Source organism: Rhizobium sp. NZLR8 (assembly GCF_019685025.1).
Taxonomy (GTDB): Bacteria; Pseudomonadota; Alphaproteobacteria; order Rhizobiales; family Rhizobiaceae; genus Rhizobium.
Genome location: NZ_JABDVY010000002.1, coordinates 134,445 through 160,543 on the forward strand (window position 1 = coordinate 134,445; position 26,099 = coordinate 160,543).

The 26,099-nt window shown below is 62.1% G+C and carries 25 protein-coding genes; 9 read left to right on the forward strand and 16 right to left on the reverse strand.

Going from position 1 to position 26,099, the window contains the following annotated elements:
* Window positions 1–6: 6 nt before the first annotated feature.
* From HJB89_RS04645 to oiaX, 15 genes are all read right to left on the reverse strand, one after another.
* Window positions 7–906, reverse strand: a complete 900-nt coding sequence (locus HJB89_RS04645; RefSeq protein WP_221116855.1) for a carbohydrate ABC transporter permease — start codon at window positions 904–906, stop codon at window positions 7–9.
* A 192-nt stretch (window positions 907–1,098) separates the two neighbouring features.
* Complete coding sequence (locus HJB89_RS04650) at window positions 1,099–2,352, reverse strand: ABC transporter substrate-binding protein (RefSeq protein ID WP_221149092.1); 1,254 nt, start codon at window positions 2,350–2,352, stop codon at window positions 1,099–1,101.
* A gap of 46 nt (window positions 2,353–2,398) precedes the next feature.
* Window positions 2,399–3,070, reverse strand: a complete 672-nt coding sequence (gene dhaL / locus HJB89_RS04655; RefSeq protein WP_207585102.1) for a dihydroxyacetone kinase subunit DhaL — start codon at window positions 3,068–3,070, stop codon at window positions 2,399–2,401.
* A 3-nt stretch (window positions 3,071–3,073) separates the two neighbouring features.
* A complete protein-coding gene (locus HJB89_RS04660; RefSeq protein WP_221131325.1) occupies window positions 3,074–4,078 on the reverse strand; it encodes a dihydroxyacetone kinase subunit DhaK in 1,005 nt (334 codons plus the stop codon).
* A 56-nt stretch (window positions 4,079–4,134) separates the two neighbouring features.
* Entirely contained in the window at window positions 4,135–5,985 is a 1,851-nt protein-coding gene (locus HJB89_RS04665; RefSeq protein ID WP_221149093.1) for a hypothetical protein, read from the reverse strand.
* A complete protein-coding gene (locus tag HJB89_RS04670; RefSeq protein ID WP_221131327.1) occupies window positions 5,982–7,016 on the reverse strand; it encodes a Gfo/Idh/MocA family protein in 1,035 nt (344 codons plus the stop codon). Before HJB89_RS04670 ends, HJB89_RS04665 begins: the two co-directional genes overlap by 4 nt.
* 1 nt (window position 7,017) lies before the next feature.
* A complete protein-coding gene (locus HJB89_RS04675; protein ID WP_221131328.1) occupies window positions 7,018–8,082 on the reverse strand; it encodes an ABC transporter permease in 1,065 nt (354 codons plus the stop codon).
* Complete coding sequence (locus HJB89_RS04680; RefSeq protein WP_207585097.1) at window positions 8,079–9,629, reverse strand: sugar ABC transporter ATP-binding protein; 1,551 nt, start codon at window positions 9,627–9,629, stop codon at window positions 8,079–8,081. Before HJB89_RS04680 ends, HJB89_RS04675 begins: the two co-directional genes overlap by 4 nt.
* Window positions 9,626–10,270 (reverse strand): DUF2291 family protein, encoded by a 645-nt coding sequence (locus HJB89_RS04685; protein ID WP_207585096.1) that lies wholly within the window; start codon window positions 10,268–10,270, stop codon window positions 9,626–9,628. The genes HJB89_RS04680 and HJB89_RS04685 overlap by 4 nt, the downstream gene beginning before the upstream one ends.
* A gap of 72 nt (window positions 10,271–10,342) precedes the next feature.
* Window positions 10,343–11,284 carry a D-ribose ABC transporter substrate-binding protein gene (locus HJB89_RS04690; RefSeq protein WP_221116846.1) on the reverse strand — a complete coding sequence of 314 codons (942 nt, stop codon included), beginning with the start codon at window positions 11,282–11,284 and terminating at the stop codon, window positions 10,343–10,345.
* Window positions 11,285–11,382: 98 nt separating this feature from the next.
* Window positions 11,383–12,210: a phosphogluconate dehydrogenase C-terminal domain-containing protein gene (locus HJB89_RS04695; protein WP_221149096.1), complete on the reverse strand. Its 828-nt coding sequence runs from the start codon at window positions 12,208–12,210 to the stop codon at window positions 11,383–11,385.
* A gap of 79 nt (window positions 12,211–12,289) precedes the next feature.
* Window positions 12,290–12,736, reverse strand: coding sequence for an RpiB/LacA/LacB family sugar-phosphate isomerase (locus HJB89_RS04700; RefSeq protein WP_207585093.1), 447 nt, complete (start codon window positions 12,734–12,736; stop codon window positions 12,290–12,292).
* Window positions 12,737–12,770: 34 nt separating this feature from the next.
* Window positions 12,771–13,532, reverse strand: coding sequence for a triose-phosphate isomerase (locus tag HJB89_RS04705; protein WP_221131330.1), 762 nt, complete (start codon window positions 13,530–13,532; stop codon window positions 12,771–12,773).
* Complete coding sequence (locus HJB89_RS04710) at window positions 13,532–14,866, reverse strand: four-carbon acid sugar kinase family protein (protein ID WP_221139566.1); 1,335 nt, start codon at window positions 14,864–14,866, stop codon at window positions 13,532–13,534. Before HJB89_RS04710 ends, HJB89_RS04705 begins: the two co-directional genes overlap by 1 nt.
* 5 nt (window positions 14,867–14,871) lie before the next feature.
* Window positions 14,872–16,128 (reverse strand): 3-oxo-isoapionate-4-phosphate decarboxylase OiaX, encoded by a 1,257-nt coding sequence (oiaX, locus tag HJB89_RS04715; RefSeq protein WP_221149098.1) that lies wholly within the window; start codon window positions 16,126–16,128, stop codon window positions 14,872–14,874.
* 180 nt (window positions 16,129–16,308) lie between these two features.
* Between oiaX and HJB89_RS04720 the strand changes: the two genes are divergently transcribed.
* The 9 genes from HJB89_RS04720 to HJB89_RS04760 all read left to right on the forward strand — a co-directional run bounded on the left by HJB89_RS04720 (window position 16,309) and on the right by HJB89_RS04760 (window position 24,826).
* Entirely contained in the window at window positions 16,309–17,013 is a 705-nt protein-coding gene (locus HJB89_RS04720; protein WP_207585090.1) for a transcriptional regulator NanR, read from the forward strand.
* Between the two features lie 171 nt (window positions 17,014–17,184).
* Window positions 17,185–17,505, forward strand: a complete 321-nt coding sequence (locus HJB89_RS04725) for a hypothetical protein (RefSeq protein ID WP_207585089.1) — start codon at window positions 17,185–17,187, stop codon at window positions 17,503–17,505.
* Window positions 17,506–17,658: 153 nt separating this feature from the next.
* The gene (locus HJB89_RS04730) at window positions 17,659–18,663 is read left to right on the forward strand and encodes a LacI family DNA-binding transcriptional regulator (RefSeq protein ID WP_221116840.1); all 1,005 of its coding nucleotides are present in this window, start codon (window positions 17,659–17,661) and stop codon (window positions 18,661–18,663) included.
* 36 nt (window positions 18,664–18,699) lie between these two features.
* On the forward strand, window positions 18,700–19,992 hold the full coding sequence (locus HJB89_RS04735; RefSeq protein WP_207585087.1) for a sugar ABC transporter substrate-binding protein: 1,293 nt from the start codon (window positions 18,700–18,702) through the stop codon (window positions 19,990–19,992).
* Window positions 19,993–20,024: 32 nt separating this feature from the next.
* Entirely contained in the window at window positions 20,025–20,276 is a 252-nt protein-coding gene (locus tag HJB89_RS04740) for a hypothetical protein (protein ID WP_207585207.1), read from the forward strand.
* Window positions 20,215–21,153 (forward strand): carbohydrate ABC transporter permease, encoded by a 939-nt coding sequence (locus HJB89_RS04745; protein WP_207585086.1) that lies wholly within the window; start codon window positions 20,215–20,217, stop codon window positions 21,151–21,153. Before HJB89_RS04740 ends, HJB89_RS04745 begins: the two co-directional genes overlap by 62 nt.
* Window positions 21,146–22,039 (forward strand): carbohydrate ABC transporter permease, encoded by an 894-nt coding sequence (locus HJB89_RS04750; RefSeq protein WP_207585085.1) that lies wholly within the window; start codon window positions 21,146–21,148, stop codon window positions 22,037–22,039. Before HJB89_RS04745 ends, HJB89_RS04750 begins: the two co-directional genes overlap by 8 nt.
* Before the next feature lie 4 nt (window positions 22,040–22,043).
* A complete protein-coding gene (locus tag HJB89_RS04755) occupies window positions 22,044–23,762 on the forward strand; it encodes a GH32 C-terminal domain-containing protein (protein WP_221149100.1) in 1,719 nt (572 codons plus the stop codon).
* Between the two features lie 20 nt (window positions 23,763–23,782).
* Window positions 23,783–24,826 (forward strand): ABC transporter ATP-binding protein, encoded by a 1,044-nt coding sequence (locus tag HJB89_RS04760; protein WP_207585083.1) that lies wholly within the window; start codon window positions 23,783–23,785, stop codon window positions 24,824–24,826.
* Window positions 24,827–25,019: 193 nt separating this feature from the next.
* On the opposite strand, the gene HJB89_RS04765 is transcribed toward HJB89_RS04760, so the two are convergent.
* Complete coding sequence (locus HJB89_RS04765) at window positions 25,020–26,090, reverse strand: trans-acting enoyl reductase family protein (protein WP_207585082.1); 1,071 nt, start codon at window positions 26,088–26,090, stop codon at window positions 25,020–25,022.
* Between the last annotated feature and the right edge of the window lie 9 nt (window positions 26,091–26,099).

The window sequence follows — 26,099 nt, forward strand, 5'->3', positions numbered from 1 at the left end:
CTGCTGTCACGATTCGACCTCCTCGTGTTTCTGGGTCCATCTCAAATAGGGAATGACGACGGCCATGGTGATCAGCAGCAGGACGACGGAGATCGCCGCACCCCGGCCGAAATCGAAGATCTGCATGGCCTGCGTGAAGGCCCAGAGCGCCAGCATCTGGGTGGACTGCGCCGGCCCGCCGCCGGTCAGGCCGTAGACGATATCGAAGGCCTTCAGCGAGGAGATGATCGAAAGAACGAGAACGATGGTGATCGTCGGGCGCAATGCCGGCAGCGTCACATGCTTGAACACCGCCCAGCGGCCGGCGCCGTCGATGCGCGCGGCCTCGACCAGCGTCTGCGAGACACTCTGCAGGCCGGCCAGGAACAGCACCATCGAGAAACCCACCGTCTGCCAGAGATAGGCGACGAAGACAGAATAGAGGGCGATATCCCTGTTGCCGAGCCAGTCCTTGATCCAGCTCTGCATGCCCCAGGAGGTCAGCAGCTGGGCGAACAGGCCAAAGAAGGGATCGTACATCCATTTCCACATGGTGGCGACGGCGATCGGCGCGATGATGACGGGCAGATAGAAGATCGCCCTCAGGCCATTGCGGCCGAAGATCTTCTGATTGAGGCTGAGCGCCAGCAACAGGCCGACGACAGGCGGGAAGATCAGGCTCATCAAAGTCCAGATCACCGTGTTGCGGAAGGCAACCCAGAAGACCGGGTCCCGGGTGAAGATCGCCGAATAGTTGGCAATGCCCACGAACTGCCGGTTGGCATCCAGCCCGTTCCACTTCTGGAAGCTCAGGATGACGACGTTGAGCATCGGGTAGAGCGCAAAGACCGCATAGATCGCCAACGCCGGCACGAGCAGGATGGCCGCTTGCATGCGCGGATCATGTGTCGATTGTCGAAGTGACATGCTTTCCTCCTACAGCGCCGCGCGTGCTTCAGACGCGCAAAGGACGCTGCAGCACTTTGAATCTGCGCATCGTGCCTTTCGAAAATCGATTCCGATTTTCGACCGATGCGCTGGCGGGGCGTTTGCGCCAGCTCACGAAAGAATGTGCCAGCCGATCAACTCAAGGATCGATCGACTGGCGCTTGGGAGGAATCAGCTTCTGCTTGCGATGAAGCTCTGCAGCTGCTTGACCGCGTCGGCCGGCTCGGTGTTGCCGGAGGCGACGTCGTTGATGACACGGAAATATTCCGTCGTGACATCGAGCGGGAAGGCCTGATCGCCGTTCATGTAGACCTTGCCGAATTTCTGGAAGATCCCCAGCCATTCCGCCTCGAGCGGCTTCTGGTTGGCGTACTGCACGTTCTTGTTGACGGAAGTCGAGCTCAGCTGGCCGAGCAGATCCTGCTGCACCTTCGTCGACAGGAAATAGTCGAGGAATTTCGCGGCGGTGTCAGGATTTTTGCTCTTGGTGCTGATGTAATTGTACTCGGCGAAGCCATAGAGACGGTCGGTATTGGTCGGGAAGGGGAAGATGCCGTAATCGTCGAGATTGGCGCCGGAGCCGTTGAGCTGGCTGACCAACCAGTCGCCTTCGAGCATCATCGCCGCGCGGCCTGCGGTGAAGAGGCTGTAGGACTGCTTGTTGTCGATGCCCATGAACGGCTGCAGCGTATAATCCTTCGTCCACTTCGCAAACTCGGCGAAGGCCTCCGTCGCACAGGGTTCCTTGGTCCAATCCAGCGTCATAGCCTTCAGTGCATCATGCTTTTCGGCGCCGCACTTGGTTTCGAGGATGACGTCCATCAGGCGCATGACGTGCCAGTTGACCGTGCCACCGAAGGTGAAGGCAGGGATGCCGGCGGCTTTCAGCTTGTCGGCCGCGGCGAGAAATTCCTCATAGGTCTTCGGCTCTTCCTTGATGCCGGCCTGTTCGAAAAGCTTCTTGTTGTAATAGACGGCTTCGCCCTTGAAGGTGAAGGGAACGCCATGCTTGCCACCCGGATAGAGGTCGGCGAAAGCCGCAGCGGCGGGCAGCAATTCGTCGTTCCATTTATATTCGGCATAATATTTGTCGAGCGGCAGGGAGAGACCGGCCTTCACATATTCGCCGCCAAGGCCGAGGCCCGCCCAGCTGAAATAAATGTCGGGGCCTTTGTCGGAACCGGCCGCGACGCGGAGCGCCGTCTTATGCTCGTCGACGGCGCGCTGAACGATCTCGACATGGGTTCCCGGGTTTGCCGCTTCAAAATCCATCGCAACCTTCTTGAGCGCGCCGTTGGCGGCGTTGTTGTCGAAGTTGAGGGTCCAGAGCGTGATGTCTTCGGCAAGAACCGGCGTCGCGGCGAAAGACGCCATGGCGATCGCGACGATGCTCGCAGTCTTCAATTTCGCGGATAGGGTCAGCATTACCGTCCTCCTCTTGATAAGCGGCCCCCTTGTTGCAGATAGTCATTCACATGTCAACTGGTATGATGAGATAACCATCATGCTGCCGAACGAATTTTGCGATCGCGGTGATGATGATGACGGCCGAGGCCGCTCCGGGGTCGATATGGCCGATCGCTCGTTTCCCCAGCCGCGATGCCCGCCCCTTGGCCGCCGTCATATCCCGGGTCGCTTCGCAGCCTTGGCGCGCTGCCCGCTCCGCCATGTCGAAGCATTCAGGAAGGGCGGTTCCCGACGCCCAGGCCTTGAGCGCCGCATCGGCCGCCGGCTTCCAGGCGTCGACCATGGTCTTTTCGCCGGGCTCCGCCTTGCCGCGTTCCTGAATGCCTTGCGCCATCGCCGCGAAAGCCCGCACAAAATTGTCATCGCTCAGGTTAGACCTGTCCTTGACCGAAGCGCCTGCGCGCATAAAGGCGGTGGCATAGAGCGGGCCCGATGACGCGCCGACCGCATTCAGAAATGCCTTTGCCGCAGCGTTGAAGGCAGGCGTCGGCGCAGTCTGCGCGGCATCGAGCCCGCCGACGGCCTTGGCGGCGGCTTCACAGCCGGCGTCCATGGCAAGGCCGTGATCTCCGTCGCCGATGGCGCCATCCAACTCGCAGAGATGATCGCGCTGCGCGGCGATGCCCTCGGCGATCAAGGCAAAGAGGTGCTGCAGGTCTTTCGTCGTGATCAGCATCGATCACCTCGTAAACATGGCGCAATCGCAGGGATGGTCGATTAGCCGCTGAAGCTCGTCGTCGAGGTGCATGAGCGTCACCGAAGCGCCGGCCATTTCGAGCGACGTGCAGTAATTCCCGACGAGCGAGCTATGGATGACAAGCCCCGCCTCGTCGAGCCGCGCCTTCACGCGCCGCATCATGATGTAGAGCTCCATCATCGGCGTGGAGCCCAGCGAGTTGACGAGCACGGCGACACGGTCGCCCCGTTCTGCCTTCATCTCGCGGAGGATGCTGTCCATCAGTTCGTCGGTCACCGCGTCGGCCGCCTTCAGCGGCTCGCGAGCCATGCCGGGCTCGCCATGGATGCCCATGCCGATCTCCATCTCGCCGTCGCCGATCAGGAAATTCGGTTTCAAGGTCTGCGGCAGCGAACAAGGCGCGAGCGCCACACCCATCGTATAGGTTCGCGAATTGGCATGGCGGGCGGCGCGCTCGACCTCGTCGAAGGAATAGAGAAGATCGCAGGCAGCACCAGCGGCCTTGAAGATGAAGACATTGCCCGCCACGCCGCGCCGCCTGTCCCTCTGATCGGCGGGGGCGGACGCGACATCGTCGGTGGTCAGGACGGTGCGCACCTCGATCTCGTCAAGCGCCAGCATTTCGGCGGCCATGTCGAAGTTCATGACGTCGCCGGCATAATTGCCGTACATGAAGAGCACGCCGGCGCCGCCGTCGACGGCTTTGGCGCAGGCGATGATCGGATCGGGGGGCGGCGAGGCGAAGACATTGCCGATCGCGGCGGCATCCGCCAGCCCCTTGCCGACATAGCCGAGGAATGTCGGTTCGTGCCCGGACCCGCCGCCGATCACCAGCCCGACCTTGCCCTTGCGCGGTCCGTTTCGGGCAATGATGGCGCGCGGCATGTCGTCCACGGCATAAAGGTGCCCGGGATGGGCCGCGAGAACGCCTTGCAGCATCTCATCGACGGCATCTGCGCCTGCATTGATAAGCTTCTTCGTCTTCACGCCGATCCTCCCCAGAACGAGCTCCGACTGCATAGATGCGGCTGGCGCGCCGGACGTCAATCCGCCCGCGGCAAGACGACCGTTCCGAAAGGCGCGAGCCGCAGCTCTTTATCCAGTGCGCCGCCGTCGACCCTTCGCTCTTCGCTGGTCAGATTGACCACAAAGATCCTGGCGCCTGCGGCATCCCGCGCCATGAAGGACAGCACTTCGGACGGCGAAGACGAGACGCATTCCTGCCAGGACGCGCCGGCGAGGGCCGACAAGGTCCGCACCGTGTTGAACAGCGGCCGCCGCCCGCCTTGCTCGACCGGTTCATCCGGGCCGGCGATCAGGCCGAAAGGGCCGGTCAGGGCCGAAAGCGTCAGGCATTCGAGATCGGCATCCAGCACCCGGATCGCGTAGCCGAGCGCGAAAGCCTCCGCGAAACGCCCGTTGTGGCGCGGGTCGCGATTGGCCATCGGGATGCGTCCGCCCGCAGGATTGTCCATGGTGCGGCTACCATAAGGGTTCTGCCGCATCGGGATCGTCGACGGGCCGATGCGATAGGGCTTGTCGCCGTAGACCGCGCGGACGGATCGCGTGATGAACGGCAGCGCTTCCAATGTCTGCATGACGCTGAGATCGTCGGCCGCATGCACGATCGGATTGGTGCAATGGCTGACGAAATCGATCTCGCCTGATGGCACGCGCTTGCGGTTGAGTTCGGTGAAATAGCTCAGCATGCCGCCGCCGATGCGAGTGCCGGGGAAGGCGGCGCGGGCCGCGGCATAGATCTCTTCGAGGGGAGGGCAGTCCGGCCATTTGCTGCCAGGCGGCGTCGATTGCCGATCGACGGAAGGCGAGATCAGGATCGCTTCCGGTTCGAAGTCCGCGCGCTGCATCTGGCGGGCAATCTCGGCCGCTTCGCTCGATGGCGACGACTTGCAGGCAAGCGCGATCTCCAGCGTCGTACGGCCCCGATGGGCGGCAGCGATCGCGGCAAATTTCTGCAGCGCTTCGGCGCCATGTCCAGCGTTCGCATCGAAATGGAAGACAAGCTCGCGCGGCGCGATCTCCGACAGGAGGGACCGGGCCGAGAGCGTCGCATCGGCCTCCTGCGGCGTAACGACCACGCCGATATCGGGCATGGTGCCGGTCCGTGTTCCAAGTTCGAGCCTTATGACATCGCTCGACGTCCCGGCTGAGACCGCTGCGGAACGGCTGGCGTCGCTGATCATCAGCGACGTCTTCTGCCGAACCGGTTGGTTGGCGAAAATCCGATAGGGCCAGGGCAGGGCGAGCGGCCTGACATAGGTCTTGTAGGAGGCATCGGACCAGTTCCTCTGATCCTCCATTTCGAAAATGTCGCCTTCCATCCGGCATTCCGCCGCAACTCCGGGCACGACCTCATGGGAAATAGCGCGCATATCCTGGAACGGCTGCCAGGGTTCGATCACATCGGGAAAGCGTGTCTCGACGATCCGGCCGTCGACATGCTCGACCGTCGCCGCTGAACCGGCCACACCGACGATCGGATGCAGGATGCAGAAGCCGCAGCGATTGGTCTCGAAGCCGGTCTCGCTCGTGGCTTCGGCTTCGGCTTCGAAGTCGAGCCGGTCCGCCCGTCCCACGATGCGGACGTCGATGACGAGCCTCGTCTCGTCGGGTCCCTTGCAGCGGGCCTGATAGCCAACTTCGAAACGATCGTCATCCTGCTCAATCCTGAGATCGGCGATCTCGGGGCCGTAGGTTCCCCAGTCCCGGTCGCGAACGAGGTAGGAAATCGCCCGCAGCACCTCGACCCCATCGTAGCAGATGGTGCGGAGGTTGCCGTCGGCGAGATCGACGGTCAACTTTCCGGCCGTCAGGCGAACCGGCGGCCTTTCCTGGGCGCGGGTGCCGTAAAGCTGGAACGAATCGGCGGTCATCGCAGCATCGCCCCGACATCGATCGTCTGCCCCCGCGCCGCACTGTCATAGGCGGCCTCGACGAGAGCGAAGGTCTTCAGATTGTCGGCCCCTGACGTCGAGTGCTCCGCGCCGCGCTTGAGCTGATCGACCCAATGCTGCTGGATCGCGTAGACGCTCTCCTGGATATTGTGCCAGGGCCGCGAGGCCCAGGATAGCAGCTTCGGAGAGACGTCCGTGGTGGTGGTGCCCTTGGCGTTGGTCACTTCAAGGCTGTAGCCCTGGGTCAAGCGAATCGTGCCCTCGGCGCCGTCGAGTTCGATCAGGGTCTCGGGGAAGGGCTCTTTCGAGAGCTTGGTGGCGTAGCTGACGTCGACGACCGAAGTCACTCCGTTCTCATGATCGAGCAGAATGGTAGCGACATCCTCGCCCTTGATTTTTGGATTGACCCGCCTGGTGCGAGCCGTCAGCGAGCGGATGTCGCCGAGGATATAGCGAGCGATGTCGAGTGTATGAATGCCGAGATCTTCGATGATGAAGCGCTCGCCTTCGGCGAGATAGGGCTGGCCGGAAAAAACGTCGTAGCCCGAGCGGAAGGAGAAGCGGCCCCAGAAGGGCGTGCCGATCGCGCCGGCAGCGAGCGCCTTGCGAACCGCCTGGATCGGCGCCTGCCAACGAAAATTCTCGTGCACCATCAGGGCGACGCCGGCATTGCGGCAGGCCTCGACCATCGCCTTCGCATCCGACAGCGTCTTGGCGAACGGCTTCTGGCAGATGGCCGGCACCCTATTGCCGGCGGCCATTTCCACCAGCGCGCGGTGGCTCTGGACGGTGGTGGCGATATCGACGAAATCGAAGCCGCCATCGGTAAACAAGGCCTCGGCATCGCTATAGCGGCGCTCGATGCCGAACTGGTCGCCGACGATCTTCAGCCGCTCCGGATCGCGGTCGCAGATCGCGACGATCGTGGCGCCGTCGACATCGCTCCAGGCGTGCATCTGGTTGATCGCAAAGAAGCCGCAGCCGATCAACGCGCCTTTCAATTCGGTCATCTCAACCTGCCCTTGCCATTTGCATGAGGGTGACGCGCTGCTGCAGGCGGCGCTGCGCCTGGTCGACGACCACGGCGATGATGATGACGAGACCCTTGATGACCATTTGCCAGAAGGAGGAAACGCCCATCATGACGAGCCCGTCGGAAAGGATGCCGATGACGAAGGCGCCGATAATCGTTCCGCCGATCGTGCCGCGGCCACCCGACATCGAGGTGCCGCCGAGCACGGCTGCCGCGATCGCATTGAGCTCGAAGCTCTCGCCCGTGGCCGGATGGGCGGCCATCAGTTCCGAGGAGATGACGACGCCGACGATGGCGGCGCAAAGACCGGAGAACATGTAGACGAAGATCTTCACGACATCGACGCGGATACCGGACATGCGCGCGGCTCGCTCATTGCCGCCGACGGCAAAGATGTGGCGGCCGATCGGCGTCGAGCGGGCGACATAGGCGGCCACAAGCGCCAGCACGATCAGGATCCAGATCGAGACAGGCAGGCCGAGAATGCGTCCAGCGCCGAAGAAGTCGAAGCCGGTCGTGGCATATTCCGGCCGGCCGACGAGGTTCGGAAAAGTCTGACCATCAGACGACAGCAGCGCCAGGCCGCGGGCGACATAGAGCGTGCCGAGCGTCGCGATGAACGGCGCGACGTTGAGCTTGGTGATCAAGAGGCCGTTGATCAGACCGATGATAAGGCCGATCGACAGCGTGATCAGCACGATCTCGAAGAGGTTGAAATAGATGGTGTAGCCGATTGGCAGTTCGATGCCGTAGAGGATCAGGCCGCCGGCAACCATGCCGCACAGCCCGACGATCGAACCGACGGAGAGGTCGATGCCGCCGGTGATGATGACGAAGGTCATGCCCATCGCCAGGAAGGCGTTCAGCGCCACATGTTTCGACATCAGGATCATGTTCGCTGTCGAGGTGAAGTTCGGCGCGAAGATCGCAAAGAAGATGATGACGGCGAAAAGCGCGATGAAGGTCCTGAGCTTCATCAGTGTCAGAAGCGCGGAGCCGTTGGCGCCTTTTGGCGCAAGAGTGGTAGATGTAGCCGCCATCATGACGCGAGTTTCCCTTGATGTCCGTGTCCCTTGGCCGAAGCCGCGATGATCGCTTCCTCAGTCGCCTCATCCCTGTCGAAGACAGCGACCAGCTGGCCGTTGCTCAAGACCGCGATGCGATCGGAAAGCGCCATGACCTCTTCGAGGTCGGAGGTCGAAAACAGAATGGCGAGCCCGTTTGCCGCCAGCCGGCGCATGGTGCGGAAGACGTCTGCCTTGGCGCCGACATCGATGCCGCGGCTCGGCTCGTCCATCAGCAGCACCTTCGGATTGGTCATCAACGCCTTACCGATGACGACCTTCTGCTGGTTGCCGCCGGACATCGAGGTAACCTCGAAATCCGGATTGGGCGCCTTGATCGAGAGATCGCGGATCGCCTCCTGAATGGCGTTCTTTTCCGCGCTGCTGTCGATATGGAAGAGCCGGGTGAAGCGCGAAAGGCTTGCAAGCGTCAGGTTGGAGGCGATGGAGAGCACCTGCACCAATCCCTCCCGCTGCCGGTCTTCCGGGATCAGAGCAAGGCCGCGGCGGATGCGCCGCGTGGTGTCGCGGGCGCGCACTTCCTTGCCGTCGATGAAGATCCTGCCGGTCGAATGCGCATGGCGCCCGATCACGCATTCGAAGAATTCGCTGCGCCCGGCGCCCATCAGGCCGTAGATGCCGAGGATCTCGCCTGCCTTGACCGACAGGGAGACATCGTTGACGGCAAGCCCGCCGGTCGGCCTGGGAAGGCTGATATTTTCGGCGCGGAAGACCTCTTGGCCGATGGAATGGGTAACGGATTTTGCAAAATCCTTGGCGTCCGAGCCGATCATCGAGCGCACGATCCAGCGCGTGTCGATATCGCGCACCATGGCATGGCCGGTGATCTGGCCGTCGCGCAGCACCGTGATGTAGTCGCCGATCCGCATCAGCTCTTCCAGCCGGTGCGAGATATAGACGATCGCCACACCGTGGGCTTTCAGCTCGGCGATCACCTTGAACAGGATTTCGACTTCCGCCGCCGAAAGCGCGGAGGTCGGCTCGTCCATGATCAGGATGCGGGCATCGAGCGACATCGCCTTGGCGATCTCGACGAGTTGCTGCTGGCCGATCGGCAGATCCTCGACCATCGTATCCGCCTCGATGCCGGCATCGAGACGCCGCAGAAATTCATTGGCCTTTTCGACCTGCGCCTTGTGATCGATGCCGAGCAGGCCGCGGGTGATCTCGCGCCTTGTGAAAATGTTTTCGGCCACCGACATGTTGGCGAAGAGATTGAGCTCCTGGAAGATCATGCCGATGCCATTGGCCTGCGCGTCGGCCGGACTGTCGAAGGATATGGGCTTGCCATCCAGGATGATGCGGCCGAGCGTCGGGCGCTCGACGCCGGCGATGATTTTCATCAGCGTCGATTTGCCGGCGCCATTTTCGCCAACCAGAACGTTCACCGCGCCGCGGCGCAGCTCCAGATTGGCGCGCTTAACGGCGACGATGCCCGAATAGACCTTCGACACATCGTCGAGGCGCAGGATGATGTCGTCCTCTTGTGCCTCTGCCGCTGTCATGAGCCCACCTTCAGTTCCGAAGGTGTCACGAGCGGAAGCTCGCCGCTTTTCGGCAGCGGAAAGGCGCCGATCACCGTCACCGTCTTGCCGGCCAGGCCGTCGCGCGGAACGGCGGAGAGAACAGCGGCATTGGCCTTCTCGTTGAACGCCTTACCGAACTGCGCCCATTCGATCTGGTTCTTGAATTCATTGAAATTGACGAAGTCTAGCGTGTCGCGCAGTGCGGTGCCGCGCAGCGCCGGCCCGATCTGCACCTTGGCATCGGCCTTGCCGTCGCCATCGGCGTCGAGATCGAGCGTTGCCGCGCGCGACGCCGTGTCGGCCGCAACGACCGTGCCGGTGATCTTCACCGCATAGGTCCAGGGCGAGCTGCTCTGCTTGCGAGTATTGCCGTATTTCTCGCCGGCGGCATCCGGGTTGGAGGCGGCAAGCTGCATGACGTCCTTCAGCTCGCCGGCGCGCTTTTCGAAATACGGCACGACGTCAGGCTGCCAGATCGCCTCGACCTTGGCATTCGGGTCGAAAGCGGTCTTGGCCGCTGCCGCCGCCTTCTCCTCTGTAGTCGGCGTCTTGATGATCTTGCAGCCGGGCAAGGCCGCCGCCACGACGGCGGCTAGCAGGGCGCCCTTCATTCTCAACATGCGATGAACCTCGACGTCTTGCAAAATGCATTGCGGAGGGCGCAACACTGCACCCTCCGCAATTGGCGCTGATCAGTTCGTCAGGGCGAAGGTCTCGAGCTTGCCGGCATTGTCGGCATTGACGAGAACACAATCCATCAGCTGCTTCTCTTCCTTCGGCGTCGTCTTGTTCTTGATGTAGGCGTCCGCCTGTTCCACCGCCAACTGGGCCTGCGCATAGGCGGGCTGCAGCACGGTCGCCTTGATGCCACCCGACTTGATGGAGTCGCGCACGTCGTTGGAGCCGTCGAAGCCGACGACGATCACGTCCTTGCGGCCGGCCGCCTGAAGGGCTGCGATCGCGCCCATGGCCATGGTGTCGTTGCCGGAGATGACGCCCTTGATATCGGGGTTGGCCTGGAGGATGGTTTCCATCTTCGAATAGGCTTCCGTCTGGCTCCAGTTGGCCGACTGCTTGGCGACGGACTTCAGCTCCGGATAATCGTCGATGACGTCGTGATAGCCCTGTGAGCGGATGCCGGCATTGGTGTCGGACTCCTTGCCCACCAGCTCGACGTAATTGCCCTTCTCGCCCATCAGCTTGACGAATTCCTGCGCCCCGAGCTGGGCGCCCTGATAGTTGTTCGAGACGATCTGGGCGACGGCAACGCCGGTCGCATTGATTTCGCGGTCGATCAGGAAGGAGGGGATGCCGGCATCCTTCGCCTTCTTGACGGCGGCGACGGAAGCGTCCGCGCCGGCATTGTCGAGGATGATCGCCTTGGCGCCGCGCCCGATCGCCGTATCGATCATTTCCGACTGCTTGTTGGCGTCGTCGTCATGGGTCATGACGAGGGTCTCGTAGCCGAGTTCCTTCGCCTTGGCTTCGGCGCCGACGGCTTCGGCCTTGAAGAAGGGGTTGTCATGTGCCGGCGTGATGATGGCGATGAGGTCGGCCGCAAAGGCCGGCATGGCAGTTCCGAGCGCCAGCGCGCCGGCAAAGGCTGCAAGTGTTAGTCTGCGCGTCAGTTTCATTTTTTTCCTCCCGTTGTGAATGAAGCCCCGTTCTCCCCGGAGCGGTTGCCCCGTCTCCGGGGCGGTAGAGGGGGAGGGACTTGCCTCCCCGGGCCGGTTCAGGTGATGCGCCGGATGCTCTCGGCGATCTCCTGCGGTTCGAATACTTTCTTCCAGTCGCCGCGCATCAGCGCCGGAATGCCGAACTCGATCGCCTTGTTGCAGGCGTCCGAGAACACGCCGTCGACCTCCTTGAAGATGACCGCGCCGAGCACGTTCATATGGCCGAGCAGAAAGTCGCGGGCTGCTTGTTCAGGCACGCCGCGCGCCACGCATTCGTCCATGGCCTGGCGCATGACGACGAGCAGCGATGCGCAGACGGTTTCGGAAAGGCCGGGTTCGAGCATGGCGAGCTGGTCGACAGTAACCCGGTGCGAGCGCATGACCGGCGCCCAGATGAGCTTGGCAATTTCCTCGCCGAGTGCATAGGCGCTGTCGGGCCCCTGCATCAGCGCTGAGACGATGTGCTGCTTGGCGAACAGGCCGCCGAAATGGTCCTTCTTGGCCTGCATATCCGTCTCGTCGTTGAAGATCGGCGGATGGCAGGGATGGGTGACGAAATAGGTGAGGTCGTCGCGCTTCGGCAGGTGGCCGGCAAAGGGAGCGGCGGCATCGAGCGCAACCACCATCGTGCCGGGTGCGAGCTTGTCGACGATGCCGGCTGCGACCTTGCCGATCGCCGTATCCGGTACGGCGAGGATGACAACATCAGCGCCGTCGAGCGCGGCCTCGACAGGCACGCAATCGAGACCGAGATCGTTCTTCAAACGCGCCTTGCCCGCGTCGCTCACCTCGACATGGCGCACCTGGAAGCGTGAGCCTTTGAGATTTTTGGCAAGCCGGTATCCCATTTTGCCGCCGGCGCCGAAGAGAGCAATCTTGGTCATGTTTTCCTCACTTTTTCAGTTCTGGATAGGATCATAAACTGGTATGATGAGTCAATCACCATATCACTACTTTAGTTGTTCAAGACCCATGTTTTTCGGCGTCGAGCCGGTCGATCGCCTCAACGTTGCCTGCCGATGGGCCGTCAGGGTCGAATTCGGATGCAAGCCAGACGTCGACGATCGATTTCGCCAGTTCCGGCCCGATGACGCGCGCCCCCATCGTGATGATCTGGGCGTTGTTCGATTTGGCCGCGCGTTCCGCCGAATAGGTATCGTGCGTCAGCGCGGCGCGGATGCCCGGCACCTTGTTTGCGGAAATGCACACACCGATGCCGGTGCCGCAGAACAGGATGCCGCGCTGATGTTCGCCGTCGACAATCGTCTGCGCGAGACGCTGGGAGAGATCGGCGTAGAAGCCGGCCTGACTGAGATCGTGAACTTCGAGATCCGCCTTGCCGGCGAGATGGGCGGCAATAACATCCAGGAGCGGTTTGCCGGCGCTGTCGGCGCCAATTGCAATCTTCATAGCAGTTTCCTTTCATCGCCCTCGGGCATGGAAATCACCTTTCGATCGCCGCGCTGACGCGGCGAAGAATGTCGAGGTAACCGTCGACGCCCCAGGCGGAGCGGCCGATGAACAGGCCGTCGATATGCGCCTCGGTGATCAGTTCCTCGCAATTTTCCGGATTGACGCTGCCGCCGTAGAGAACCGGCACCGCACGTCCAACAATGGACTTCGCCACCTCGGCGATCTTTCCGTGTCGCTCCGACGCGTAGTCGGCGGTCGCCGGTATACCCTTGGCGCCGATCGCCCAGACCGGCTCATAGGCAAGCAGGACCGGAGCCTCGGCCCCGGCGTCGACGCCCCTCAAGGCGGCCTCGACCTGCCGCCGTAAAACCGCGTCGGCCCGACCCTCCCGGCGCTCCTGCAACGTCTCGCCGATGCAGATCAGCGGCGTCAGGCCATGGCGGATCGCGGCGGAAACCTTGAGGCCGACGGTTTCGTCGGTCTCGCCGAAATGCTCGCGCCGCTCGGAATGACCGAGTTCGACGATATCGAGTTCGCAGTCCTTCAGCATCAGAGGCGAAATCTCGCCGGTCCAGGCGCCGGCGTCTTCCCAGTGCATGTTCTGGGCGCCGACCTTGACCGATGTCTCGGCCAGCACACGCTTGACCTCGCGCATCGCGGTAAAGGCGGGAATGACGAAGCGCTGCACGCGGATGTCGCGTTCGCTGTCTGCCTGGGCGAGGTGGCGCGCGAAGGCGAGCGCTTCCTCAACGGTCTTGTTCATCTTGAAACTGGTGCCGACCCAGACGACCATCAGCTTTTCCTTCCGTCGCGGATCTGCGCGAAATAGCCGTCCGTCCCGACCTGGCCGCCTTTGAGCGCGATCTGCAGGCCGTTGGTCGGCGGAAAGTCGCCATGGGCGAGGCACAGCGGCGACCCCGGCGTCTGGGGAAGCGGCAGAAGCGTCGTCAGCGCGTCGATCTTCAATTGCCGGAGTGCGTGACTGGAGGTGTCGCCGCCGGCGACGACCGCACGCGACAGCCCTTCCGCCTCGACCAACCGGCAGAGGATTGTGCCAAGCGCGCTTCCCAGCCGGTGACGCGCGCCAGGCAGCCGGTCGATATCGGCGCCGCGGTCCGCGGAGGGGCCGAGAGCCGTGTAGAGGATGACGCTCTTGCCTTCTTTCAGCTTTTGAATGCCTGCCTGTATCGCTCCATCCACGGCGCCTTCGCCATTCGAGACCAGCGTCAGCGGATCGAGCGCAATGCTTTCGAAGCCGTTCTCGACAGCGGTGCGGATTTGCCGCTCGGTCGTCGGCGAGACGCTACCCGAGACGACGGCGAGGCGGTCGACGGGGCCGACATCGGGAAATTCGCCGCTGCTCGCGCCGATCAAGCCGGCCCGCCGCCATGCGCTGAGCAGGGCATATTCGACCCCCGAGGAGCCGGCGACAAAGCTTGCCGAGCGGCTGGTGACACGCAGCATCTGCCCGCCTGCCGCGATCTGTGTTGCCTCGGAGTCGACATCGAGGAGCAGGATCCCGTCCGGGCTCGACGCTAGCGCGTCTATCCGTTGATCGGCGTCCGCCGCGGTGATCGTGACAAGATCGGCAAGCAGGACGGGGAGGGAGGTCTGCTTCGACAGGTGGACCGTAAGGTCCGCCTCGTCCATCGGCGTGACCGGGTGGCGGCTCATGACGGGATGGCGGTCGATGCGGAAGACGCGGCCCTGATAAGCGGCGAAGAGATTGCCGAAGGCGGTATAACGCTTCAATTGCGGCGCGCCGACGATAACTGGCACAATGGATTGCCCGAATATCGTGCGGCCGATTTCGATCGCCTTGCCGATATTGCCGATCTCGGGGCTGGAATCGAAAGTCGAGCAGACCTTGTAATGGCAGATGGCAGCGCCGAGCGATTTCAGCCAATCGAAAGCAGGCGCAAGGTGCTCCTCCATCCAGTCCGGCGTCTCGGAGCGGCTCGTTCCGGCAATGCCGATCGCCCGGCAGTGTTTGAAGCGAGCGAGCAATCCCGGCGTCGGAATGTCGAGGAAGAGTGCCGTCTCGACACCGTTCGAGGCGAGCGCCTCCATGACATCGGTCGAGCCGGTAAAATCATCCCCGTAATAGCTGACGAGAAGTCGATCCATATCGGTCACGCGCCTTTGCCGTCGCTGAATTTCGCAATCGAGGCGGCAAGCTCCGGATGATCTCTCGCGTAGATCTCAAGTGGTATGTCGGCGACAGCCGCCTGCCAGGCCTGCTGCACCGCCCGGACGCCGGCAGCCGGGCCGCCGGGATGGCTGACGATGCCGCCGCCGCAGAGATAGAGCAGATCGACAGTGCGGCCGGTGCGGCGATAGGTTTCCGGCGCCTGTCCGCCCCACTGGCCGGAGCCCGCGACCGGAAGCGGGCAATCGGCGGCGTCGAACAGCGGCGTGCTGACCGCCTTGAAGGATGAGACGAAGCTGTCGTCCGGCTCCCAGTATTTGACCCTGATGCCGTTGATCTGAAACTGATCGACCCCGAGCAGCCGCCAGAACTGCTGATAGACCTTGAAATCCAAGCCGGCGCCCGGATCGCGGGTCAGCACGTCCCAGCCGTTTCGATGCGCGTGCAGCACCAGGCTCGAGCGTTTGCGTAGAAAGCTCATGCCGCCGAAGCCGACCGAGTTGATGTTGACGACGGCGCAATTACCGCCGGCCGCAGCCACGATGTCGTGGTTGCGCATCATCTCGTCGGGGTCGGCATGCGAGATGCCGAAGGCATACATGACCTTTTTGCCGGTCTTCTGCTCGTGATCGAGAATGCGCGGCATGATCGCCGCGACGCGGTCCTTGAGCGGCGAGTAGGCCGGGCTCATCAGCTTCTCGTCGTCCTTGATGAAGTCGACGCCTGACGCAATCAGCTCGCCGACGAGTTCCGCCGTCTCGTGCGGCCTCAGCCCAAGCGCCGGCTTGACGATCGTTCCGATGATCGGCCGGCCTTCAACGCCGGTGAGGCGGCGGCTTCCAGGAATGCCGAACTGCGGCCCGGGATGGGCGCTCTTGAAGGCGTCGGGCAGCTTCATGTCGACGATGCGAATGCCGGTCATGCCCTTGATCGAATAAACGCCGCCGATCGCGATGGTCATCAAGGCCGAGAGATCGGTGCCGATCGCCTCCAGCGGAAAGCCGATGTCGACATCGGCGCGTCGGAGCAGCGTGCCGGCAGCGACCTCAGGCCAGGTCGGATGGCGCGCATCGTCGAGCGGCCGGATGGCCAGCACGCGGGCGGCGACACGCGCTTTCAGCTCCTCGGTTTCGCCCGGGACCGGCACGAAGGTTCCGGTCGACTGGTCGCTGGCGATCTTGTCCGCCATCGCCTCGACGCTGCCGGCCGTTTCGATGCGGTAGGTCAGGGTAATCATCATGAAACGGACGGCTGCTCCTCTCGCCAATGCAGATTGCCATGGCGTCAACTCATGATCTGGTATAATGAGTATTCCAACCAATGAAAAGCGAATTTTTTGAGTGTGCAAATTTCCAGTCGCAAGCTTTGTCCTTGGTCCGGAAAACTGTTAGGAGGAGACGATTTGAGCCAGCGAGATGTTATGACCCAGCCCCTCGAACAGATCGTCCGCCGCAAACTCTCTGACGAAGTGTTTGATCGACTTGAGCGATTGATCACCTCAGGCGAGCTTCAGCCCGGCGATGAAATGCCCTCCGAACGGGTGCTGATGGAGCGCTTTGGGGTCGGCCGGCCGGCGATCCGCGAGGCCATGCAGTCGCTTGCCAACAAGGGTCTCGTCAACATTTCGCACGGCGAGCGGGCGAAGGTTCTGAGGCTGACGGCAAAGTCGATCTTCCGCCAGGTCGATCTCACCGCCAAGATCATGCTGGCACAATCGGCTGACTCGCTGGAGCATCTGAAGAGCGCCCGCATCTTCTTCGAGCGCGGCATGGCGCGCGAGGCCGCGCAGCGCGCCTCGGCAAATGATATTGGCGACCTCAGGGAGATCATCGAGCGCCAGCGCAGGTCACTCGGGCAGCCCGAAGAATTCATCGATGCCGATATGGAGTTCCATACCCGCATCGCCCAAATCTCAGGCAACCCGATCTACGTCGCCGTCAGCGAAGCCATGCTCGCCTGGCTGAAGGAATATCATACCGAAATGCTGATCTGGACCGGCAAGGAAAAGTTCACGCTCGCCGAACACGACGAAATCGTCGGCCGCCTTGAAGCCAATGACGTGGACGGCTCGGAAATAGCGCTGCTCAAGCATCTCGAACGCTCGCGCGCGCTTTACGCGAAATAGCCTCAACTCTGTATGTGAGCGGTGCGCCGCCCACCTTCCTGCTGACGCTCAACCCTCGGCCGGCCCGGCTTCCGAACGGTAGCGTGCATTTATCCGCAGCAGCGGAACAATGCTGTGCCGGCGAGGTTGTGGATAGGCCAAGCACGCAAAGATCCCCAAGGAGGACACCACATGCGTATGAAACTCGTAGCAGCTTCGCTTCTCGCCCTCGGCATGGCCACTTCAGCCTTCGCCCAATCCAATCCGGCGCCGGCCGGTGCCACGATCGACAAGAACCAGGCCGATCAGGGTGGTGGTGCAACCAGCGACCCGAAGACTAAAAAGCCGATGGCAACCGATTCCACCATGACCAATTCGACGACCGGCGGCACGATGAAAATGGACAAGACCAAGTGCCCCAACCCGGTCAACAACTCCGCCAATCTCCAGACCCAGGGCGGCACCAGCAACGCCACACCGATGGATGAGGCCTGCGCGGCCCATAACAACTGATCGGCCTCACCACAAAAAACCCCGCTTCGGCGGGGTTATTGCGCGAGCCGACCCCCCGGCAGGCGGCATTTGCGTCAGCGATTCCATCATAACTTGACTTACTGCAAAACGCGCGATATCAATTTGGGTAATCGATAACCCAAAAGAGATCCCGTGACCGCCTCACTCAACGACATAGCCGCCCGTGCAGGTGTCTCCGTTAAGACCGTGTCAGGTGCATTGCATGGCGGCTCGGCGCGCATGTCGGAAGACACCCGCCAGCGGATCAAGGAGATCGCCGCGGAGCTCGGATATGTCACCAACTTCGCCGCACGCAGCATGCGGCAAGGCTGGATGCCACTTGTCGGCCTGGTCGCGGACGACTTGATCACCTCGCCTTTCGCGACCGAAATCATTAGGGGGCTCGATGGCGCCGTGCGCGCCGCCGACATGGCCGTCTTCGCCATGACGCTCGGCGGCCATCGCAGCGTAGCGTCGATCCTCGACGAGATGCGCCGCTTTCGCCCGCGGGCGATTGCCTATGCCGCCATGTATCACAAGAGCGTCGACCTGCCGCCCGAATTTGCCGACACGGTCGGAGTCATGATCAACTGCCGTGATGCCAACGACCGCGTGACCTCGCTGGTGCCGGATGAAACGGGGGCAGCGCTCGAGATTACCAACTATCTGATCGATGCCGGCCGGCGCAATATCGCCTTCATCAATCTGCCGGGGCTGCTCGCCGGGGACCTTCGTGAACTCGGCTTCCGACAGGCGCTCGATCATGCGGGCATCGACGGAGCCGGCGCCATCGTCTTGCCTGCCGTCAGCAAGGCGATCTACAGCGACCGGGCGCACAGCCTCGTGGCCACACATGTGCATGAGCTGATGAGCGGCGCCCGGCGCCCCGATGCCATCCTGTGCGGCAATGACCGCGTGGCCATGGAGGTCTATGCCGCGCTGCACCGGACAGGCGCGGCCATTCCCGACGATGTCGCCATTGCGAGTTTCGACAACCAGGTCGAGATCGCCTCGCGTCTCGACCCGCCGCTGACCACCATGGCGCTGCCGCACCGCGCCATGGGCCGCCAGGCGGCGCAAATCCTGCTTGCCGAAGACCGGGTCCCGGTCGGGGTGCAGAAACTGCCGTTCCAGCTGGTGGAGCGGGCATCCGTATAAATTGAGATAGGCCCATCCAATTGAGGAGGAATTCTAATGGGTAAACGTTTACTTTGGTCTCTGATCCTGTCCTCGGCGTTGACCGCGCCATGGGCGCAGGCAGCCGAGAAAACCACAATCCAGGTCATGCATCAGGGCGATCCCGGCTTTGTCGCCGCCTATGGCAAGGTCGCCGAGCGGTTCGAGGCGGCCAACCCCGATGTCGACGTGCAGTTCATCTATGCGCCGCACGATGCCTATAACGAGAAGTTCAGCGCGGCCGTCATGGCCAAACAACTGCCCGACGTCATGGAACTCGATGCGCCGTTCCTCGCCAATTACGTCTGGTCGGGCTATCTTCAACCCATCAAGCCGCTGATCGACAAGGACCTCCTCGACGATATGACGGAGTCCAATATCGCCCAGGGCACATACCCGATCGACAAGGACCTCTATGCACTCGGACTGACCGACTCGTCGGTCGTCCTTTACGGCAACAAGAAATATCTCGAAGCGATCGGCGCCCGCATCCCGAAATCCGTCGACGATGCCTGGACTCGGGAAGAATTCGAAACCTATCTCGAAAAGCTTTCCAAGCTCGACGGCGTGAAGTGGCCGATCGATACCTTCCGCGGCTACGGCATCAAGACCGAATGGATCACCTATGCCTATGGCCCGATCCTGCAATCGGCCGGCTGCGATCTCATCGACCGCAAGGCTTGGAAATCCGAGGGCACGCTGGATAGCGACGCCTGCGTCGATGCTCTCGCCATGATGCAGAAATGGGTCAAGAACGGCTGGGTCGTGCCGCAGTCGGCCGGAACCAACCAGTTCTTTGCCGAAGGCAATCCGGCGGCGCTGGCGCTCGGCGGACACTGGGTCTATGCGGAGGCCGCCGCGACCATGAAGGACAACATCGTCGTGCTGCCGCTTCCAAAGTTCGGCGCCAAGGGCGCGAGCCCGAATGGCACCTGGATCTGGGCGGTCACCAAGACCTCGACGCATCCCGAGATATCAGGCAAGTTCATCAGCTTCCTGCTGAAGGACAAGGAGTTCCGGACCTTCGCCGCAAGCCAGTCGGGCTATCCCGGCTTGAAGAGCTTCGCTGCCGAATCTCCGCTCTATGCCACTGGCGGCCCGATGGCGATCGCCTTCGAGCAGGCATCGAAGACGGCCGTCGCCCGCCCGCCACATCCTGCCTATCCCACAATCACCTCGGCCTTCATGCAGGCCGTCGACCAGGTGTTCAATGGCGGCGATCCCAAGGAGGCGCTGACGTCAGCCGCCAAGAAAATCGATCAGGATATCGAGGACAATGACGGCTATCCGCCATTCGGCGACGGGCAATAAGCGTGATCGCTGCCGATAGGCGAACCCCTGCGATGTCTCAGGCAGATATCGCAGGGCGCGACCGGCATCTAAAGCGCGTCGCGATCTTTCAGATTCGCTCCTCGCGCTTTAGCTCTTTGTTTTTACGCATGTCGTTTGCGGCAAAAGCGCTCAGCGCTTTGCCTGGCAAAGCCGCTGCTCACTTTTGCGCGACATGCTTTAGGCTTGGAAAGGAGGAGTTGCATGGTCATGCAACAATCGACATCTTCGACATCCGTCCGAAAGGCTCCGGCGCGCCGGCATAACAAGGGACGGCTGATGCAGGAAGCCGCCATGCTCGCGCCGGCCATGATCCTGTTGACCCTCTTTCTGATCCTGCCGTTCCTCTTGTCATTCTGGACGGCAATGACCAACCAGCCTCTGGTGCCGCGGCCGACGCCCGTCCGGTTCGTCTGGTTCAACAATTTCATCCGCATCTTCCAGGACGATCTTTTCTGGACCGCCCTTTGGAACGTCGCGCGCTTCACCTTCTGGATCATTCCAGCGCAGTGCGGCCTCGCTTTCGCGACGGCGCTGCTGCTTCATCAAAAGCTGCCGTTCCGCAATCTGCTGCGCGGCATGTTCTTCCTGCCGGCGATCACCTCGATGGTCGTGGTCTGCGTCATCTGGGGCACCCTGTTCCAATATCCCACGGGGCCGTTCAACCAAATCCTCGGCTTTCTCTCAGGCGGAGCGATCCAGCCGATCGATTGGCTCGGCGATCCGCAATGGGCGATGTTCTCGCTCGTCCTGCTCTCGGCCTGGCAGGCCTACGGCTTCCAGATGATCGTCTATCTCGCCGGCCTCCAGGGCATTCCGGACGAACTCTACGATGCCGCCAAGATCGACGGTGCGAACGCTTTCCGGCGCTTCTGGCATGTGACCATGCCCGGCCTGCGGCCGACCCATGTCTTTGTCCTGGTGATCACCACCATCCAGGCGTTCAAGCTCTATACCCAGGTCGCCATCCTCACGCAGGGCGGACCGAAAAGCAGCACCGAAACGGTGGTGCACTACATGGTCCGCGCCGGCTTCGAAGAGCAGAAGATGGGCTACGCATCCGCCGTTTCGGTCATATTGTTCGTGATCGTTCTCGTCATCGCGCTGATCCAGCGCCAGCTGCTGAGGCGCTTCGATGTCTGATATCGCACTCTCGATCCCGCAGGCCCGCACAGCGCGGCCCCGTTCCGCCGTAAAGGTTCTTCGTATCATCCAGACGACGTGCATTTTCATCATCGCATTGGTGATCGTCTCTCCATTGCTGCTCCTGGTCGTGGCAAGCCTCAAGGATGACCGGTTCCAAATTCTGGCCGATATGGGCAGCTTCCGGGCCTTCTGGGTTTCGAACCCCACGCTTAACAACTATGCCGAGGTCGGCCACCTCTCGGGTGAACTCGCCTTCGGACGCTACCTCATCAACTCGCTGATCATTCTGGTCACGACGGTCTGTTCCGGCCTGATTGTCAATTCGATGGCGGCGTTTGTCCTGGCCTGGGGATCGCTCAGGGGCCGCGCCGTCATCCTGTCGATCGTGATCGCACTCTATGTGATCCCGCAGGAAAGCATCATCATGCCGCTCGTTATCATGGTCTCGCGGGCGGGAATGTCCGATACCTTCGCGGTGCAGATCGTGCCGTGGATCGCCAGCCCCCTCTATATCTTCCTGCTCTACCAGTTCTTCGCGCAACTGCCGAAGGAATTGCTGGAAGCCGCCGAGATGGATGGCGCATCTTTTTTCCGGGCCTATCGTTCCATCTTCCTGCCGCTCAGCCTGCCTGCACTCGCCACCGTGTCGATCCTCATGGGTATCGAGACCTGGAACCAGTATCTCTGGCCGATCTTGGTGACGCAGACGGACTATGCCCGGCCGATCGCCGTCGCCATCGCGACCTTCTTCGGGCAGGACAGCATCTACTGGGATCGTGCGATGGCAGCCTCCGTTTTAATGATGATCCCGATCCTGGGGCTCTACCTCGCATTCCAGCGCTGGTTCGTGAGTTCCTTTATCGGCTCTGCCGTGAAAGGTTGAATTGATGACAAGCCAAGCGACTTCTCCGTCCGATGAAGCGGAGCTGGAGACGATCAGCGCCTTCCTGCCCGCGGGGTCCACGATTCATGCCTGGATCAGGGCGTCGCATGGCGACGCTCCGGGAAGGTTGACGGCACATGTCGATGGGAATCCGGCCTGTGCTGTCGAAACTTCAAATCCGCATGAGTTTGAGTTTCGGCTGCTGACGCTGGAAAGAGGCGGAGAGGCTGCTTTCTCCTACGATCCCATGACGACCGACGTCTCGGTCCTCTATGCCTTCCTTCAGCCCCACGTTCTCGAAGAAGGCGTCCGGCTGCTGCATATCAGCCCTGCCAATGCCACACCCGAGGTCCCCGGCAGCTATCACTTCCGCCCGCCTTTCGGCTGGATGAACGATCCCAACGGGTTTGGAAGGTTCGGCGGCAAGCTGCACCTCTTCTACCAGCACTATCCCCACAGCCTTCGGTGGAACAACATGCATTGGGGTCATGCGGTCTCGGAGGACTATCTTCGCTGGAAGCATCTGCCGATCTTTCTTTTCCCTTCGGATGAACTCGCTGCGCGGGCCGACGAGCGGGGCGGGGCATTTTCCGGCTCCGCGATCGCTCTTCCCGGCGATGAAGCCGGCCTTCGCATTTTCTTCACCGAGCATATGAAGGATCGGGAACCGGAGGAACAGGTTCAGTTCACGGCCACCAGCCGCGATCTTGTCAATGTCGAGCCGGCGAGCCTGATCCTGCCGGCGCGTCCCGCCGGGCTCGGTCTGACGACCGACTTCCGCGATCCCTATGTCTTCCTCGGGCCCGACGGCCAATGGAAGATGTTGCTCGGCACGCGAGACCGCGAGGGCGGCGTTATCCTGCTCTACCAAACCGATGACCCGGCTGCGGCGACGGGATGGAACTTCCTCGGCATGCTTCACCGTGAGAACCGCTTCGGGATGACGGCGGCGGAGTGCCCCTGCATGGTGCCGCTCGATGGTCCCGCCAATGATCCGACGACGCGCTGGGCCCTGATCTTCGGTCTGCTCACCAGCCGCGACCCGGCAACGGGCCGGCGCAACATGACGCTTGCGACTGTCGGCCGTTTCGATGGCCAACGGTTCTCAATGGAATTCGAACAGGAACTGGACTTCGGCACCGACGCCTACGCGTTCCAGGCCTTCGTCGACGAGGGCGACCCGATCGGCATCGCGTGGCTTGCGAACTGGACGGATATTTCCAGAGAGATCGACATGCCGACGGCGATGACCCTGCCGCGCCGGCTGGCATTGCAAAGTGGGGCGCTGATCACGCCGCCGGTGTCAGGTGTCGAAAGCCTGCGGCAACGGCGACTGGATGCCGGAGGTTTTCTCGATGGCCGGACCGTCGATCTTGCCAACGGCTCCGTCGAAATCCTTCTCACTCTCAGGCAAGCCGGCAATGCGTTCCGCCTCGATCTCGAACATTCCGAGGCGACGGTCGCGGTTCAGTTGGATGAGGCCGGGCTGAGCATTCCCTTCTCGGTGGCGAATGCCAAGGCATCGCCCCGCTATATCGCCGCCGGCGCACGCCCATCGACCATCCGGATCTTCCTCGATGCAGGCTCGATCGAGGTCTTCGCCGACGATGGCCGCTGGACGGGAACCAAGCGGCTGCCCGGCGTCAAGGGGGTAAGTGCTGCGCGTCTGACCGCATCCGAGGGAAATATAATCGCCGCTGAAATCTGGCAGCTCGGTCTTTAATCGCTGGAGGATAAAACGACATGGCATCGGTTACGATAGACGAAGCCCGCAAGCATTATGGCGCCGTTCCGGTGATCCACGGCGTCTCCGTCGATATCGAGGACGGCGAATTCGTCACGCTCGTCGGTCCCTCTGGCTGCGGCAAGTCTACCCTGCTCAGAATGCTAGCAGGGCTGGAGGAGATCAGCGACGGCGAAATCCGCATCGGCGGCCGGGTCGTGAACGACGTGGCGCCGAAAGAGCGGGATATTGCTATGGTGTTCCAGAGCTACGCGCTCTACCCGCACATGACCGTCGCGGAGAATATGGGCTTCGCTCTGAAGCTCCAGGGCCAGAACAAGTCGACGATCGAAAAGCAGGTGAAGGAGGCGGCTGACATCCTGGCGCTCGGACCTCTCCTCGACAGATTGCCCAAACAGCTGTCGGGCGGCCAGCGCCAGCGCGTCGCCATGGGCCGCGCGATCGTCCGTCACCCGCAGGTCTTTCTCTTCGACGAGCCGCTCTCGAACCTCGACGCCAAGCTGCGTGTGACGATGCGGGCGGAAATCAAGGAGCTTCACCAGCGACTGAAGACCACCACCGTCTATGTCACCCATGATCAAGTCGAAGCCATGACCATGGCCGACAAAATCGTCGTGATGCGCAGCGGCCGCGTGGAGCAGATCGGCAAGCCGCTCGAGCTCTTCGACCGTCCGGCAAACACCTTCGTCGCCTCTTTCATCGGCTCGCCCGCGATGAACCTGTTCGAAGGTGAAGTCAGGAACGGCAGCTTCGTTTTGGGCGGAACCAGCCTGCCTCTGCCGCCCGGCCGGCAAGAGGCGGACGCCGTCACCTATGGCATCCGCCCGGAGCATATGGCGATCCGCGAGGACGGCGTGCCGGCCACCATCGTCGTCGTCGAGCCGACCGGATCGGAAACCCACATCAACGCTAGGCTTGGAAGTGCCGATATCACGCTGCTTCTGCGTGAACGGGTCGACTTCAAGCCGGGACAACAAATCTCGATCGCCCCTGACCTGTCGAAGGTGCATTTGTTTGGAACAGGCGGCAATCGCCTAAATTAAGATGAATGCCCTGTGGGTCGCTTTGGGCGGCGTGCCGATTGTGAGTGTCGCAGAGGTCCCTCGCAAAATGCCCAACTTTTGCGAGGGACTTCTTCCATAGATCGTTCGGGAAGATCAAAGCGGGTGGCTCCGCAGGATTTGTGCAGCAACGGGCTCCGTGATTACGCTGGAGACTTGCGGTCCCTCACGCCGTTTATGGATGGCCCTTCTGAAAATCTGAGGTTTCTGATGTCTCAACCGACAGATTGGGGCCGAGAGCGCCCAGGAAACTCGCGGCATGGAAAATGGCAGCCGGCGGCTTTGCGCCGGTATCGCGGATATCACCGGACAAGATACGCTGGACCGCTTCGCAGATGATCGGCGCCGTGACGGCATAGATGTCCTGTCCCTGGGCGAGAATCCGGCGGCGCAGGTCGCCTTGCGTGACGATCACCTCAACGGCGAAGCGCTGCGCCGAACGTCCGGTTTCATCGATGGCCTGGGGCGGGGGCGTCGATGGATCCCGAACATCCCGCAGGGCTGTCGTGCTGAGAAAGGTGTGCAACTCCTTCGTCCGGACGTGGCGGGCGATCAGCGGCACTTCCGAAAATGGAAGCTCGACGAATGTCTGCTGGCCGAACGGGGCCGGTAAAACGGATACCTTCTCGGCCGGCGGCTGATGCACGGGTCCAAGCTGCCCGCCGCTGACGGCCAGGCGCTGCGCGGTGTTCTTCTCCCCGGTCACGCGCGTGCCTTTCGTGGGCAGCCAGCTGTCGAGCGCAACCCGGATTTCGACAGTGTCGGCATGCAGCCATTCGTCCATCAGGGCTGCCACCAGCAGGTCTGCCAATCCGCCGTAAAATCCCATGGCCGGGATGACGGCTACGCCCGCTTCCCGGGCCGCAACCTCATGCCGGTCGAATGTGGCCTGTACGCTCGGCTGTTCAGCCGTTACGTCGAGATAATGGATGCCGGCCCGGAGCGCGGCACGCACGACCGCGTCGGCCGTGTCCATGAACGGGCCGGCGCAGTTGATGACCGCCGCCGCTCCTGCGAACGCGCTGTCCAGCGCCTCGTCATCCTCTATCGCTGCTTCGCGGCATTCGACGCCGCGTTCCGGAAAGCCCGCCTCTGCCAATCGTCTGGCACTCCGTCCGATCGCAATCGGCGTCAGCCCGCGCCGCAACAGTTCGGCGACGACAAACCGGCCGGTATGGCCGTTCGCTCCAAGGACTGCCACCACGGCGTGGAGTGTTCCAGTGTTGTCGGTTTGATGAATGGTCATTGCTCTCTC